Consider the following 15,429-nt stretch of genomic DNA (forward strand, 5'->3'; position numbering starts at 1 on the left):
CTGACTCGTGCCCAAGGGGCCTACTTGACGCCGGCCGCGTCCAGCGGCGCCGCGGCGGTCGCCGTGGCCAGCCCCTCCAGCGTCTCCACCCGCGCGCCGGCGCGGGCACTGGCGCCGTCGAAGACCAGCGTCCACTGCAGATCGGTACCAGGTCAGGACCGCGGGATTCCGGGTGACAGAGGTGGTGAACAAGCGCTTAGATAGTGACCGGCCAGGTACCGCCGCCGACCGGGAGGCCCCGTTGTTCACATCCGTCGACGACGTCTCCGCGCGTCTCGCCGAAACCGGTTATCTCGCGTCGCCCGCGGTCGCCACGACCGTCTTCCTCGCCGACCGCCTGGGCAAGCCGCTCCTCGTGGAGGGGCCGGCCGGGGTCGGCAAGACCGAGCTCGCCAAAGCCGTGGCGCAGGTCGCTCAGGCGCGGCTGGTGCGCCTGCAGTGCTACGAGGGGGTCGACGAGTCCCGGGCGCTGTACGAGTGGAACCACGCCAAGCAGTTGCTGCGCATCAGCGCGGGCCGCGACGAGTCGTGGGACGAGACGCGCCCGGACATCTTCAGCGAGGAGTTCCTGCTCGCCCGCCCGCTGCTGACCGCCATCCGCGGCGACGAGCCGAAGGTTCTGCTGATCGACGAGACCGACAAGGCGGACGTCGAGGTGGAGGGTCTGCTCCTGGAGGTGCTCAGCGACTTCCAGGTCACCGTCCCCGAGCTGGGCACGATCACCGCGACCCGCCGCCCCTTCGTCGTGCTCACCTCGAACGCGAGCCGCGAGCTGTCCGAGGCGCTGCGCCGCCGCTGCCTGTTCCTGCACATCGGCTTCCCGGACGAGGAGTTGGAACGCCGGATCGTCCGGCTGAAGGTGCCCGGGCTGGACGAGGCGCTGGCCCGGTCGGTGGTCCGCGTCGTCGGGGCGCTGCGGGCCATGGACCTGCGCAAGGTGCCGTCGGTCGCGGAGACCATCGACTGGGCGCGCACGCTCCTCGCGCTGGGCGCCGACACGCTCGACGAGACGGTCGTCCGCGACAGCCTGGGGGTGCTCCTCAAGCACCAGGACGACGTCCTGAAGGCGACCGCCAAGCTCGACCTGGACGCCCTGTGAGCACGCCGGCGGGCGTCGCCGAGCGGCTGACGTCCCTCGTCGGGGCGCTGCGCGCGCACGGCATCCGGATCGGCACCGGCGAGACCGTGGACGCGGCCGAGGCGGTGGCGGCGCTGGGCCTCGCGGATCGTGAACGGCTGCGGGAGGGGCTGGCCGCGACACTGCTGCACGGCACGGCCCAGCGGCCGGTGTTCGACCCGGTCTTCGACCTGTACTTCCCGCGGGGCGTCGGCGGGCCCGAGCAGGAGCCCGCGGACCGGGACGACCTGCGCGACCGACTCGCGGCCGCGCTGGCCGCCGACGATCAGACCCTGATGGGCCGGCTGGCGGCCGAGGCGGTCGACGGCTTCGGCGGATACGGTTCCTCCCCGGCGTCGGACGGCTGGTCTTCGTACCGGACGCTCGACCGGCTCCGCCCGCAGACGCTGCTCGCCCGGGTCCGCGACAACGTCCGTGCGCAGCACGGCGGTTCGGGCTTCACCGACCGGCTGCTGGAGGACGAGCTCCGGCGGCGCATCGAGGCGTTCCGGGGGATGGTGGCCGCGGAGGCGCGGCGGCGGGTCGCCGAGCGGCGCGGCCGGGACGAGATCGCCCGGCGGGCGGTGGCGCCCACCGCCGACCGGGTCGACTTCCTGTTCGCGGGCCGGGACCGACTGGCCGAGCTGCGCAGGACGGTGCAGCCCCTCGCCCGCAAGCTCGCCACCCGGCTGGCCGCCCGCCGGCGCCGGGCCGCGCGCGGCACGATCGATCTGCGCCGCACCCTGCGCGGGTCGCTGTCGACCGGCGGCGTGCCGATGAAGCCCGTGCTGCGCCGACGCCGTCCCGCCCGCCCCGAACTGGTGCTGCTGTGCGATGTGTCGGGCTCGGTGTCCGGGTTCTCGGACTTCACGATGCTGCTGGTGCAGGCGTTGCACGACCAGTTCAGCAAGGTGCGGGTGTTCGCCTTCGTCAACCGGATCGACGAGGTGACCCGGCTGCTCGTGCACGGCGCGGCCGGTCCGGAGGGGCTCGGCGCCCGGATCCGGGCGGAGGCCACCCTCACTGGCTGGCACGGCAGCAGCGACTACGGCGTCGCGCTGGGCGAGTTCGCGGAGCGGTACGGCGACGCGGTCGGCCCGCGCACGACCGTGTTCGTCCTCGGGGACGCCCGTACGAACATGAGCGACCCGAACCTCCCGGCCGTACGGCACCTCACCGAACGGGCTCGCCGCGTCTACTGGTTGAACCCGGAAGCACGCTCCCAGTGGGGCACGGGCGACTCCGCGGCCCCCTCCTACGCCGAACTGGTCGAGATGCACGAGTGCCGCAACGCGCGGCAGCTCGGAGACATCGTCGGACGCCTTCTTCCCATCTGATCACGCCGCCAACTGCGAGTACAGCACGGCGCGGGGAAGGGCGGCAGGGGGCGGGTTCGGGGGTTCATCCCGGGGGACTAGGGCTTGTCCCTGATGTCGGTCCCGGCTCTCCGTCCCTACGCTCCGCAGTAACAAGAGGGGGGACCCATGAAGGCAGTGGTCCAGGACCGGTACGGCACGGCGGACGAGTTGGAGTTCAGGGAGGTCGACCAGCCGGTGCCCGCGGCCCGCGAGGTGCTGGTGCGGGTGCACGCGGCCTCGGTCAACGCGTACGACTGGCACCTCATGCACGGCGATCCGAAGATCGCGCGCCTGGTGCTCGGGCTCCGCGCGCCGAAGGCGAGGATCCGGGGCAGGGACTTCGCCGGCCGGGTGGAAGCGGTCGGCAGCGAGGTCAAGGGGCTCCACCCGGGCGACGAGGTGTTCGGCGAGGCCGACGGGGCGTTCGCGGAGTTCGTGTGCGCCCAGGACAGCGCGGTGGACGTCAAACCGGCGGGCTTCACGTTCGAACAGGCCGCCGCGATGCCGCTGGCCGCGAACACGGCCCTCATCGGTCTGCGGGACGTGGCCGGGGTGCGGGCGGGTCAGACGGTACTGGTGAACGGGGCCTCGGGCGGCGTCGGTACGTTCGCCGTGCAGATCGCCAAGGCGTACGGCGCGGAGGTCACCGGCGTGTGCCGGACGAGGAACGTGGAGCTCGTCCGGTCGCTCGGCGCGGACCACGTCATCGACTACACCCGGCAGGACTTCACCCGCGGCGGGCGTCGGTACGACGTCGTCCTGGACCTGGTGGGCAATCGCTCGCTGAGCGAGTTCCGGCGTGTACTGCCCCCGACCGGAACGCTCGTGCTGTCCGGCGGGGGCGTGTACGAGGGCGGCAGCTTCTTCGGCCCCATGTCGCTCTTCTTCAAGCGGCGCCTGGTGTCCCCCTTCGTCCGTCAGCGGTTGCTCGAACTCCCGGAGAAGGCCAGCAAGGAGAACCTCGCGGCGCTCCGGGAGCTCGCCGAGTCAGGGAAGATCACCCCGGTCGTCGAACGGACGTACCCCCTCAGTGAGGCGGCCGCGGCCATCCGGCATCTGGAGAAGGAGCACGCACGGGCGAAGATCGTCATCACCGTGTGAGGCGCGCGCCTGCGGGCAGGCTCAGTCCGACTTCGCGTACTCCTTCGCCATGGCCCCCGCGAAGTCGTACGCGACGACCTGTTCGTCGCCCACGACCCAGGCGTCGTGCCCCGGCGGGCATACGAAGACGTCACCGGGACCCAGCTCGCCCTCGGCGCCGTCGTCCATGCGGATGCGCAGGCGTCCCTGGACGATGTAGCCGTTGTGGTGGATCTGGCAGCTGTCCGTGCCCGCTATCGGTGCCACGGACTCCGTCCAGCGCCAGCCCGGTTCGAAGGTCGCCACGGCGAAGTCCAGTCCGGTGAGGTGGACGGCTTCCAGGTGTCCCCGGGGGAAGTCACGGCGCTCGTCCGGCTTGTCGAGCGTCTTTATCTCAAGCATGACGGGTCTCCCTTCCGGCCGTTGTCCGTACGGCCGGGGCCGGTCTCCGTCGCCCGCTCACCACGAACGGCACCGGCGGGGGCCGCGCCCCACCACTCCATCGTCCGCCTGTCCACCCGGCGCCGCCATTCGGGTGACGGCGAGGCCGGTGTCAGGCCGCGGTCCCGCAGAGCCGGGCGAAGCGCTCGGCGTCGACGTTCCCGCCCGAGATGATCACGCCGACCCGGCGCGGGAGGGGGCCCGCCCGGCCGGCGAGCAGGGCGGCCAGCGGGGTGGCACCGCTGGGCTCGACGACGATCTTCAGGCGTTCGAACGCGAACCGCATCGCGTCCCGGATCTCGTCGTCGGACACCAGGGCGATGGCGTCGACGAGCAGCCGGTTCATGGAGAAGGTCAGTTCGCCGGGGGTGTGCAGCGCCTGGCCGTCGGCGATGGTGTGCGGCACGGGGATCGCGACGCGCCGGCCCGCCTCCAGGGACCGCTTCGTGTCGTCCCCGGCCTCCGGCTCGACGCCGATCATGCGGATGCCCGCGTACAGGCCCTTGGCCGCCGTGGCGCTCCCGGCGATCAGCCCGCCGCCGCCGACCGGTGTGATCAGGGCGTCCAACTCCCCCACTTCTTCGAGGAGTTCGAGCGCGGCCGTGCCCTGCCCGGCGATCACGTGCGGGTGCTCGTAGGGCGGGATCAGCGCCAGGCCCCGTTCGGCGGCCAGGGCCTCGGCGATGGCCACACGGTCGCCGCTGTAGCGGTCGTACGACACGATCTCGGCGCCGTAGCCCGCGGTGGCGTCCTGCTTGGAGGGCGGGGCGTCCTCGGGCATGACGATCACCGCGGTGCTGCCCAGTTCCCGCGCGGCCAGGGCGACGGCCTGGGCGTGGTTCCCGGAGGAGTAGGCGGCGATACCCCGGGCCAGCTGCTCCGGGGCGAGCCGGGAGGCCGTGTTGTAGGCGCCGCGGAACTTGAAGGCACCTACGCGCTGGAAGTTCTCGCACTTGAGGTGGACCTCGGCGCCGACGAGCGCGTCCAGCGTGCGCGAGCGCAGCACCGGCGTGCGGTGCGCGACCCCCTTGAGCCGGGCGGCCGCGTCACGGATGTCGTCGAGGGTGACCGGCGGGGTGGTGGTCGTCACGCGTGCCCTCCAGCGGAGTCGGAAGTGGTGTCGGTCGCCGCCCGGGCCTGGGCGAGGTAGCTGTACGCGGAGGCGCGGGAGATGCCGAGCCGGCCGGCCACCTGCTCGACCGAGCGGCGCACCGCGAACACCCCCCGCTCGTCCAGGCTGCGGAACAGCTCCAGGCGTGCCGCACGGTCGAGGCCGGCCCAGCTCTGGTGCTGTCCCAGGTGGTGGTCGTCGAGGATGACGTCGACGACCGAGTCGATGTCGTTGCCGAAGGCGGTGACCGGCAGCTCGGCGGAGGTCCGGCCGATGCCGGCGAGCGCTCCGAGCAGGGTGTGGGCTTCGGTGACCGCGGTGACGTCCAGGTTCACGCACACCGCGCCGAACACCGCGCCGGTGGAGTCCCGCAGCACCATCGTGGACGACTTGACGGTCTTCCCGGGCCGGGTCCGCGTCACGTAGTTCAGCTCGTCGCCCGCGTCCTCGCCCCGGGCGACGATCCGCATGCCGATCTCGCTCATCGCACCGCCCACCGCACGACCCGTCACCGAGCCGGCGAGGGCGACCACCGACTCCTCCGGCCGTCGGTAGTCATGGAGGACCACCTCGCACATCGGGCCGAAAGTCGCCGCGATCCCGTCGATGACGGGCGTCAGCGCGGCGATGATCGCGTCCCGTTCGGCCTCGACGCTCACTTCGTCCACCGACGCCTCCTCGCTGCCACAATCAGGTTCTCTAGACCTTCTCTAGACTACACATCCAACCTCTGGACGAACAGTCCAACACCCGGCCTTTCCCGCCACCCTTGCCCGGAATCTTGACGGGAGTGATGTTACCGGTAACATCACTGACCGTCGGAGCGATTGAGAGGTGTGCAGTGCCGGGGGAAAAGCGCGTCATCGACAGCGGGCCCATGGCATCCGCACAGCCGGACGTCCCGATCTTCAGCCCCGCCGCCGTGGTCGCCTCCTGTGTGGGCTTCCTCCTCATCGGCGCCCTCCAGGCCCTGTACGGGCCGGCCATCCCCGCCTTCCGCGAAAAGTTCGGGCTGACGCCTTCGGGCGCCGGGCTGGGGCTGAGCGCCCACTTCGTCGGCGGCGTGGCCGGTGTGCTGCTGTTCGACCGGCTCTACGGCCGGCCAGGGCATGTGTCGAAAGTCCCGTCGTCCGCCCGGAAGGCGGGCCCTGTGCCGGGCGTCGCGGGGCAGGCGGGACTTCCGACACACGCCCTGGGCAACCGGCAGATCCTCGGGGCCTCGTACCTGCTGATGGCCGTCGGTGCGGCGGGCTTCGCGCTGGCGCCGAACTGGCCCGCCGCGCTGGCCATGGCCCTCCTCGCCGGGCTCGGCTTCGGCGGCATCGACTACGGCCTCAACCAGCTGTTCGCGGTCGGCTTCGGCCACCGCTCGACCGCGATGCTGAACATCCTCAACGCGCACTTCGGCATCGGCGCGATCCTCGGCCCGGCGCTGATCGGCGCGGTCGGCTCCGCCCACTACCCGGCGGTCTTCCTCGGTTTCGCGCTCGCCAACCTGCCGTTGCTCCTGTGCCTGCGGGGAGTACGCGACCGCGCGCCGGGGCCGCAGTCCGGCCCCGAGGCCGACGGCGGGCGGGTCCTCGGCCGCAGCCTGGGCTCGGTGCTCGCGGTGTTCGTCGCGCTGTACGTCCTGCACGTCGGCATCGAGGCGGGCGTCGGCGGCTGGGAGCCCACGCATCTGGAGACCGTCGGTTACGGCGCCGGGGCCGCAGCGACCGCCACCTCCGTCTACTGGCTGATGATGACCGTCGGCCGGTTCCTGGTCGCCCCGATCGCCCTGCGCTTCTCGGCGCAGACGATCATCACGGTCTCCTGCGCGGGCATGACGGTCTGTCTGCTGCTCGCCTCGATACCGGCCCTGGCCCCGTACGCGTACGCCGGTGTCGGTCTGTTCATCGCTCCGATCTTCCCCACCGGCCTGCCCTGGCTGCACCGCGCGGCCCCGCGTGCCCGACGCGCAGGAGCCCTGGTCATCGCCGCGTCCATGGTCGGCGGTGTCGCCGCGGGCCCGGCGCTCGGCAAGGCCATCGAAGAGGCCGGCATCCGCGCGGTTCCACTGCTGCTGTGCGGCGTCTCGGCCTTGTGTCTGGCCGCGACGCTCTGGCTGATCCGCAGCACCCGAACCCGCTGAACCGCCGCCCCGAAGCCGCTCGACCCTCTGGACCAAGGCCCCGCATTTCCGAACCCGAAGGGAAGCCCCGAATGCCCGCTCTGACCACGTCGTCCGACGGTTTCCTCCTGCACGGCGAGCCGTTCCGGATCATCTCCGGGGCCCTGCACTACTTCCGCGTCCACCCGGACCAGTGGACCGACCGGCTGCGCAAGGCGCGGCTGATGGGACTCAACACCGTCGAGACGTACCTGCCGTGGAACCTCCACGAGCCCGAACCCGGCACGCTCGTCCTCGACGGCCTGCTCGACCTGCCCCGCTTCCTCAGCCTGGCGCGGGCCGAGGGCCTGCACGTGCTGCTGCGCCCCGGGCCGTACATCTGCGCCGAGTGGGACGACGGCGGGCTGCCCGCGTGGCTCGTCCCGGACCCCGGCATCCGGCTGCGCACCAGCGACCCGCGCTTCACCGAGGCCTTCGACCGTTACCTCGACCAGCTGCTGCCCCCGCTGCTGCCGCACCTCGCCGCGAACGGCGGTCCGGTGATCGCCGTACAGGTGGAGAACGAGTACGGGGCCTACGGCGACGACACCGCGTACCTCAAGCACGTCGAACAGGCCCTGCGCTCCCGCGGTGTCGACGAGCTGCTGTTCACCTGCGACCAGGCCAATGCCGAACACCTGGCGGCCGGCAGCCTGCCCGGCACGGTCGCCACGGCCACCTTCGGCAGCCGGGTCGACGAGCATCTGGCCGCGCTGCGCGCCCACCGGCCCGAAGGCCCGCTGATGTGCTCCGAGTTCTGGATCGGCTGGTTCGACCACTGGGGCGGGCCGCACCACGTGCGGTCGGCGGAAGACGCCGCGGCCGACCTGGACCGGCTGCTGTCCGCGGGCGCCTCCGTCAACCTCTACATGTTCCACGGCGGCACCAACTTCGGCTTCACCAACGGCGCCAACCACCACCACACCTACGCGCCCACCGTCACGTCGTACGACTACGACGCCCCGCTCACCGAGTGCGGCGACCCGAGCCCCAAGTACCACGCGTTCCGCGAGGTCATCGCCCGGCACGCGCCGGTCCCCGACGAGCCGGCGCCGGCGCCGGGCGCCAAACTTCCGCCCCTCGCCGTGGACTTGGACCGCCGGGCGGCGCTGCTGCCGTATCTCCGCACCCTGGACGGGGCGGTGCGCACCCAGGACCCGGTGACGATGAACGAACTCGGGACGCACTCCGGGTACGTCCTCTACCGCACCACCGTTCCCGCCTCCGGCGACGGTCCGCTGCACTTCGCGGGCGGGGTCGGCGACCGCGCGCAGGTCTTCGTGGACGGCGCCTCCGTCGGCGTACTGGAACGCGAGCGCCACGACGAGACGCTGCCCGTGCGGGTGCCTGAGCCCGGTGCCGTCCTCGAGGTCCTGGTGGAGAACCAGGGCGGGGTCAACTACGGCCCGCGCATCGGGGCGCCCAAGGGTCTGCTCGGCCCGGTGTCCTTCCAGGGCGCCGCCCTGCACGGCTGGGAGTGCCGGCCCGTCCCGCTGGGCGACCTGGGCGCGGTGCCGTTCGTGCCGTCCGAGGCGGTCACGGACGCCGTGCCCGCCTTCCACCACGGCACGTTCGAGGTGGACACCCCGGCCGACACCTTCCTCTCGCTGCCCGGCTGGACCAAGGGCCAGGCGTGGGTCAACGGCTTCCACCTCGGCCGCTACTGGAACCGCGGCCCACAGCGCACGCTGTACGTCCCCGGCCCGGTGCTGCGCCCAGGCGCCAACGAGCTCGTCCTGCTGGAGCTGCACGCCACGACCGGCACCCGCGCCCGGCTCACCGACACTCCCGACCTCGGACCGGAGAACAACTGATGGCCCACCCGCACCACCTGCGCGTCCCCTCCCCCGCCGGTCCCCCGCTGACCGGGCATCTGCCCTTCTCCGACGCCCCCGGGGTCCCCGATCCCATCGAGGTCAACAGCCGTTGGCTCACGCGCGGCGGGCGCCCCTGGTTCCCGGTCTCCGGCGAGTTCCACTACTCCCGCTGCCCGGCCGCCGAGTGGGAGGAGGAACTGCTGAAGATGAAGGCGGGCGGGGTCACGGCCGTCGCCAGTTACATCATCTGGATCCACCACGAGGAGACCGAGGGCCGCGTCCGCTTCGACGGCGACCGCGACCTGCGCCGCTTCGCCGAACTGTGCGCCCGGCACGGCCTGGACTTCATCCCGCGCATCGGCCCCTGGTCCCACGCGGAGGTCCGCAACGGAGGCCTGCCCGACTGGCTGCTGGCCCGCGACTGCACCCCGCGCACCGACGACCCGGCCTATCTGGAGCCCGTACGCACCTGGTTCGCGGCCATCGCCGAGCAACTGCGCGGCCTCGACCGGGCCCACGGCGGCCCGATCGTGGCGATCCAGATCGAGAACGAGCTCTACGACCAGCCCGGCCACCTCCTCACCCTCAAGCGGCTGGCCCAGGAGGCCGGCATGAGCGCCCCGTTGTGGACGTCGACGGCCTGGGGCGGGGTCCAGCTCCCGCCCGACGAGCTGCTGCCGCTGTACGGCGGCTACACCGAGACCTTCTGGACCGAGGCCGACGGCGGCTGGCCCGACACCTGCCGCAAGCACTTCTTCTTCACCCACCAGCGCGACGACGAGGGCATCGGCGCCGACCTGAGGCCCACGACCGTGCGCGGCGGCGAACCCGACGCCTTCGCCGACCGCTTCCCCTGGGCCACCTGCGAGCTGGGCGGCGGCATGGCGGTGTCGTATCACCGCCGGCCGCGCGTCGACGCCGACGACATCGGCGCGCTCGGCCTCACCAAGATCGGCTGCGGTTCGGTCTGGCAGGGCTTCTACATGTTCCACGGCGGCACGAACCCGGCCGGTGAGCTCACCACGCTGCAGGAGTCCCACGCCACCGGCTATCCCAACGACCTGCCGGTCCTGACGTACGACTTCCAGGCACCGCTCGGCGAGTACGGCCAGTACCGGCCGACGTACCACGAACTGCGGCTCCAGCACCTGCTGTTGGCCGACTTCGGCGACCGCATCGCGCCGATGGAGTCCGTACTGCCGGAGCGCCGGCCGAGCGGCCAGGACGACCGGGACACCCTGCGGTGGGCCGTGCGCACCGACGGCACCTCGGGGTTCCTCTTCGTCAACAACCACCAGCCGCACGAGCCGCTGCCGGACCACCCGGAGACGTCGTTCACTGTCGAATTCCCTGGCGACGGGGGCACCTTGACCCTGCCGACCGCTCCCGTCACCGTGCCGCGCGGTGCCTACTTCTGCTGGCCGCTGCGGCTCGACGTGGCGGGGCTGCGGCTGGAGTGGGCCACCGCCCAGCCGGTGTGCACGGTCGACGTGGACGGTCGAACGGTCCTGGTGCTGGCCGCGACCGAGGGCATCGCCCCCGAACTCGCGCTGGACGCGGCGACGGTGACGTCGGTCAGCACGCCGTCCGGGGACGTCACCCCCGTCGGCGACCGGGTGCTGGTGACCGGACTGCGACCCGGTACCGACGCGCTGGTCGAGGTGGAGTCGGCGGACGGCGGACGGGTCGGTCTGCTGGTCCTGGACGCGGCGACGGCACGCACCGCCTACCGGGGCGTGGCCTGGGGCGTCGAGCGGCTGGTGCTGTGCGAGGCGGGTGTCGTCTTCGACCCGTTCGGCCGGGAGGAGGTACGGCTGCACGGCTCGGACGCGCCGGTGTCGTTCGCGGTGCTGCCGGCGCCGGAGCGGGCGCCGGTGGTGGACGGGGCGTCGGTGAGCGTGTCGGCGGACGGGGTGTTCACCCGTTACGCGGTGCGGGCCGGTTCCGAGGCGACCGGTTCCAAGGCGACCGGTTCCGAGGCGACCGGTTCCAAGGCGGCCGGTTCCGGGGCCGGTGGCACCTCCGTGGCGGTCACGCCGGTGCGGTCCGCCGGTCCCGCGCCGGACACGGCCACCGGCGTGCTGGACCGGGCGAGCGCGCCCGCGGACAAGCACTTCGACACCGTGGCCGCCGAGTACCACGTCGACGTACCGGACGACCTGCCGCCGGGGACGATCCTGCGCCTGTACTGGAGCGGGGACGTGGGGCGGGCGTACGTGGGCGACACGCTCGTGGCGGACCAGTTCTTCTCCGGGCGCGTCTGGGACCTCGGCGTCGACCGGCTGCCCGCCGACGCCCTGCGCGCCGAGGGGCTACGGCTGCGGGTGCTGCCGTTGCACCCGGACGCACCCGTGTACGTGCCGCGGGAGGCGGTCGGTGCCGGGGAGAGTGCCGCCGTCACGCACGCCGAGTGGATCATCCGCCGCCGCTGGACGGTCCGGGCCGGCTGACACACCGACCCGGACGTGGTCCCCGAGGGCTCGGCGCCCCGAGTCCTCGGGACCGTCCCGCCTATGCTGTGGTCCTGCCGGGCGGGACGAGGCCGCCGTAACGATGTCGAGGAAACTGTCACCATGACCCGAAGCGCCGCCGACGGAGCGGCTCCGAAGGGGCGCAGCAGACGGAACTTCGCGGGTTCGCGTCCCGTGATGGACGACGTGGCCCGGCTGGCCGGCGTCTCCAAGCAGACCGTCTCCCGCGTGCTGAACGACCATCCGTCCGTCCGCCCCGCGACGCGCGAGGCGGTCGCCCAGGCCATGCGTACGCTCGGCTACCGTCCCAGCCGCAGCGCCCGGTCGCTGGCCAGTGGCCGGACCCGGATGCTCGGGGTCATCTCCTTCGACGCCGCCCGCTACGGTCCCGCCTCCGTCCTCACCGCGATCAACACCGCGGCGCAGGAGGCCGGTTACCTGGTGAGCTCCATCGCCCTCGACACGGCCGACCACGACACGGTGGTCGAGGCCGTGGACCGGCTGTCGGCCGAGGGCGCGGACGGCGTGATCGCCATCGCCCCGCAGCTGTGGGTGGGCCGGGCGCTGGCCGACACCCATCTCGACACCCCGCTGGTGGTGCTGGAGAACGGCCTCGACAGCGAGACCCACCTGGTCACCGGCGACTCCCGGGCCGGGGCCCGCAAAGCCACCGAGCACCTCCTCGGGCTCGGCCACTCCACCGTCTGGCACCTGGCGGGCCCCACCGGCTGGACCTCGGCCGACCATCGGACGGCCGGCTGGCGCTCGACCCTGGAGGCGGCCGGTGTCGACGTCCCCGAGCCGCTCGTCGGTGACTGGAGCGCCGACTCCGGCTACGACCTGGGGCGTCGGCTGGCCGCGCGGCCGGACGTCACGGCGGTGTTCGTCTCCAACGACCAGATGGCCCTCGGCGTCCTGCACGCGCTGCACGAGGCCGGGCGGCCGGTGCCGGACGAGGTCAGCGTGGTCGGCTACGACGACATCCCGGAGGCGGCCCATCTGCTGCCCCCGCTGACCACGGTCCGCACCGACTTCGCGGAGATCGGCATCCGCTCACTGCGGCTCCTGCTGAACCGCATCGACGGATCCACCGAGCCGCCGAAGCCCGAGTCGGTCGTCCCCGTCGACCTCGTCGTCCGCCGCAGCAGCGGACCGGCGCCGCGCTGAGGGGTCAGCAGCCGGCCCGATCCGACGGGGAGGCGGACGCGAGGTACGCCGAGCCGATCCGGTACACGCCCGGCCTGTCGACCGTCAGGCGCGTGAACTCGCCCTCCTTCCGCAGGCAGGCGCCCTCGACGCGCAGCCACGGCGAGTACGCCACCCGCACGGTCACCGAACCCGGCTTCGGCATCCGCACGTCGAGTGCGGCGTCCGTGGTGCGCACGACGGTGGCGGGCGCCGACACCAGCGGCACCGCGTCCCGCACCCGGTACACCCGCCAGTGCGCGTCGCTCCACACCGGCTCCAGCCACGCGGGCCGGCCGCCGCGCAGCAGGCGTGCCTCGGCCTCCCCGTACCGGTCGGGTTCGGCGTCGGGGAGGACGACGAAGCCGACGGCCCAGTGGTCCAGCCAGGCCCGGTACGTCGTCGGGGTGAGCGTGCCGTCGTAGAAGAGGCGGCCGCGGGTGACGTCGAGCTGGGTGTTCCAGCCGCGTGCCAGATTGACGTACGGGGCCAGCACGGCGGACTCGCGGTGGTCGTGGGCCGGGACGACCTCCACGCGGGTGCGGTGGGCGCCGAGCCGATTCAGGGCCCGTACGACACCCTGGCTGTCAGCGGCCCACGCGGGTACCTCCCCCGTCCCCCGCAGGAACGAGGTGGGTGTGCCGGATCCCAGCCAGAGCAGGGAGCCGGTGAGGGCCAGGGCGAGCGCGCCGCGCCCGTACCGCGGGCGTCGGTACCGCTGGTCCCGCTGGTCCACCGAGAGCAGGGCGGCGAGCAGTACGGCGGGCGCGAACAGCAGGGCGAGCCGCTCCACGTTGGCGCCGATCGGCGACGGGATCAGGAAGGTCAGGAGGACACCCACCGCGTACACGGCGCCGCCCAGCCGCACCACCCGCCAGCGGTGCGGCGAGAAGACCGCCACGGCCACGCCCAGCAGCATGGGCCACAGGATCCGCCCCGCCGCCATCGGCTCCTCCCCATGGAAGGGGAACAGCAGCGTGGTCGTCCCCACCACCAGGAACGGCGGAACCGTCAGCGCGGCGGCCCGCTTCCAGTCGCGGAGCAGGCCGTAGGCCGCACCCGCCACGACGAGGAAGAGTCCGGCCACCGGGCTGCCCGCCGTCGCCAGCATCGCGTACCCGGCGGCCAGCCACACGCGGCGCTCGCCCACCAGCAGCACACACGCGGCGAGGGCGAAGGCGACGCCGAGCGCGAAGGTCACACGTCCCGCCGCGATGTTGACCCAGAGGCCGAACGCGGCCATCAGCGCCGGAGGCAGCGGGCGCCGGATCCCGGACCGTTCGAACAGCACCGCGGCCAGCCACCCGGCGGCCAGCCCGGAGGCGACAGCGATCGTCCGCACGCCGAAGAAGCCCATCAGATACGGCGAGATCACGCTGTAGTTCGCGGTGTGGATCCCGCTGAACCAGAACAGGCCGTACGCGGAATCGCCGTGCTCGGCGGCGAACCGTGCCCAGGTCTCCTGAGCCGCGAGATCTCCGCCGCCGTTGGCGCGGAAGAGCGCCCACACCAGATACAGGGGCAGCATCGTGACCGTGGCGAGCAGCGGCACACGACGGCGACGCGGAAACGATCTGACCCGGCGGTACGGCGGCTTCCGCGGCGGGGCGGCGATGTCCGCCGGAGCAGGGGCCGGCACGGCACGAACTGTCATCAGGGCGGTGTCTCCGTTCGAACGAGGTCGCAGCCCGGTCGGCCGCCGGGAACGGGGCGGGAACGACCGGGACACCGCGGCGCCGATGCCGTGCGCAGGTATCACCTGGTCAGTGGCGTCCTCCGGCTGCGATCTCATTCTTCGGCGGCGACCAGGGCACCGGCATCAGCCGATCGGCCGAAGGCGCCTGCGGTGCGGGAGCCGGGCATCGGCCTTACGGCCGAGGTGCCGTCACCGACCGCTGTGGACCCTCACCTAGCGTTCGAACATCCATGTGATGGAGCCGCTCGTCGCCCTGACGGTCCGCACGGGGACGTCGATCAGCGAGCCGTCGCCCCTCGTACCGTGGCAGGTGAGCGTGGCTCCGGCGACGGCCCTCAGCCCGGTCGGGCAGGACAGGCCGCGCAGCGATGTCCCGACCCAGGGCAGCGGGTGGTACATGCCCAGCGTCCGCCCCGCGACAATGTTCGGTTTCAGGGCCCGGTGACCGTCGACCACTGCGTACGGCTGCCGGCACCACGTCTCCGGCCGCCATGATGAAGTGCTCCGACCGTCGGGGCGAGAGACCGCCCAGGCGATGGATCACTCCCCGAAACTCTGCGGTAGCGTCAAGGTATGAGCCATCCCCACCCAGAACTGAAAGCCGCCCCTCCACTGCCCAAGGGAGGGCTGCGGGTCGTCGCCCTGGGCGGCCTGGGTGAGATCGGCCGCAACATGACCGTCTTCGAGCACGCCGGCAAGCTGCTCATCGTCGACTGCGGCGTGCTGTTCCCCGAGGAGACCCAGCCCGGCGTGGACGTGATCCTGCCGGACTTCACCTCGATCCGGGACCGCCTGGACGACATCGTGGCCGTGGTGCTCACCCACGGGCACGAGGACCACATCGGCGGCGTGCCGTATCTGCTGCGCGAGCGGTCCGACATTCCCGTCGTCGGTTCGAAGCTGACGCTTGCGTTCCTGGAGGCCAAGCTCAAAGAGCACGGCATCCGGCCGCGCACGGTGCGGGTACGCGAGGGCGACCGGCGCGGGTTCGGGCCCTTCGACTG

Annotated in this window: 13 protein-coding genes and 1 pseudogene; 8 read left to right on the plus strand and 6 right to left on the minus strand. The window is 72.6% G+C overall.

Features of this window, described 5'->3' with window-relative positions; translation table 11 throughout:
• Positions 1-20: 20 nt before the first annotated feature.
• A pseudogene (locus ABT063_RS04775) lies at positions 21-137 on the minus strand (TetR/AcrR family transcriptional regulator); the annotation flags it as partial.
• Between the two features lie 104 nt (positions 138-241).
• Here ABT063_RS04775 and ABT063_RS04780 point away from each other — a divergent pair.
• The 3 genes from ABT063_RS04780 (at position 242) to ABT063_RS04790 (ending at position 3,576) form a co-directional block, all read left to right on the plus strand.
• Complete coding sequence (locus tag ABT063_RS04780; protein WP_351055685.1) at positions 242-1,099, plus strand: AAA family ATPase; 858 nt, start codon at positions 242-244, stop codon at positions 1,097-1,099.
• Positions 1,096-2,454: a vWA domain-containing protein gene (locus ABT063_RS04785; RefSeq protein WP_351055686.1), complete on the plus strand. Its 1,359-nt coding sequence runs from the start codon at positions 1,096-1,098 to the stop codon at positions 2,452-2,454. Before ABT063_RS04780 ends, ABT063_RS04785 begins: the two co-directional genes overlap by 4 nt.
• Before the next feature lie 147 nt (positions 2,455-2,601).
• Positions 2,602-3,576 carry an NAD(P)-dependent alcohol dehydrogenase gene (locus tag ABT063_RS04790; protein ID WP_351055687.1) on the plus strand — a complete coding sequence of 325 codons (975 nt, stop codon included), beginning with the start codon at positions 2,602-2,604 and terminating at the stop codon, positions 3,574-3,576.
• Positions 3,577-3,597: 21 nt separating this feature from the next.
• On the opposite strand, the gene ABT063_RS04795 is transcribed toward ABT063_RS04790, so the two are convergent.
• From ABT063_RS04795 to ABT063_RS04805, 3 genes are all read right to left on the minus strand, one after another.
• On the minus strand, positions 3,598-3,957 hold the full coding sequence (locus ABT063_RS04795; RefSeq protein WP_124437164.1) for a cupin domain-containing protein: 360 nt from the start codon (positions 3,955-3,957) through the stop codon (positions 3,598-3,600).
• A gap of 151 nt (positions 3,958-4,108) precedes the next feature.
• Complete coding sequence (locus ABT063_RS04800) at positions 4,109-5,086, minus strand: pyridoxal-phosphate dependent enzyme (protein WP_351055688.1); 978 nt, start codon at positions 5,084-5,086, stop codon at positions 4,109-4,111.
• Complete coding sequence (locus tag ABT063_RS04805) at positions 5,083-5,775, minus strand: helix-turn-helix transcriptional regulator (protein ID WP_351055689.1); 693 nt, start codon at positions 5,773-5,775, stop codon at positions 5,083-5,085. Before ABT063_RS04805 ends, ABT063_RS04800 begins: the two co-directional genes overlap by 4 nt.
• A 209-nt stretch (positions 5,776-5,984) precedes the next feature.
• Here ABT063_RS04805 and ABT063_RS04810 point away from each other — a divergent pair, with 209 nt between their 5' ends.
• The 4 genes from ABT063_RS04810 to ABT063_RS04825 all read left to right on the plus strand — a co-directional run bounded on the left by ABT063_RS04810 (position 5,985) and on the right by ABT063_RS04825 (position 12,711).
• Positions 5,985-7,238, plus strand: coding sequence for an MFS transporter (locus ABT063_RS04810; protein WP_351055690.1), 1,254 nt, complete (start codon positions 5,985-5,987; stop codon positions 7,236-7,238).
• A gap of 71 nt (positions 7,239-7,309) precedes the next feature.
• Positions 7,310-9,070, plus strand: coding sequence for a glycoside hydrolase family 35 protein (locus tag ABT063_RS04815; protein ID WP_351055692.1), 1,761 nt, complete (start codon positions 7,310-7,312; stop codon positions 9,068-9,070).
• A complete protein-coding gene (locus tag ABT063_RS04820; RefSeq protein WP_351055693.1) occupies positions 9,070-11,523 on the plus strand; it encodes a beta-galactosidase in 2,454 nt (817 codons plus the stop codon). Before ABT063_RS04815 ends, ABT063_RS04820 begins: the two co-directional genes overlap by 1 nt.
• Before the next feature lie 123 nt (positions 11,524-11,646).
• Positions 11,647-12,711: a LacI family DNA-binding transcriptional regulator gene (locus tag ABT063_RS04825; RefSeq protein WP_351055694.1), complete on the plus strand. Its 1,065-nt coding sequence runs from the start codon at positions 11,647-11,649 to the stop codon at positions 12,709-12,711.
• 4 nt (positions 12,712-12,715) lie between these two features.
• On the opposite strand, the gene ABT063_RS04830 is transcribed toward ABT063_RS04825, so the two are convergent.
• Both ABT063_RS04830 and ABT063_RS04835 read right to left on the minus strand, forming a co-directional pair.
• Positions 12,716-14,383 (minus strand): DUF8823 domain-containing protein, encoded by a 1,668-nt coding sequence (locus ABT063_RS04830; protein ID WP_351055695.1) that lies wholly within the window; start codon positions 14,381-14,383, stop codon positions 12,716-12,718.
• 255 nt (positions 14,384-14,638) lie between these two features.
• Entirely contained in the window at positions 14,639-14,824 is a 186-nt protein-coding gene (locus tag ABT063_RS04835; protein ID WP_351055697.1) for a hypothetical protein, read from the minus strand.
• Between the two features lie 174 nt (positions 14,825-14,998).
• Here ABT063_RS04835 and ABT063_RS04840 point away from each other — a divergent pair.
• On the plus strand, positions 14,999-15,429 hold a 431-nt coding region (locus tag ABT063_RS04840), incomplete at its 3' end, for an MBL fold metallo-hydrolase (protein ID WP_351055698.1).

The sequence above is a fragment of the Streptomyces sp. NPDC002838 genome (assembly GCF_040295365.1).
Classification (GTDB): Bacteria; Actinomycetota; Actinomycetes; order Streptomycetales; family Streptomycetaceae; genus Streptomyces.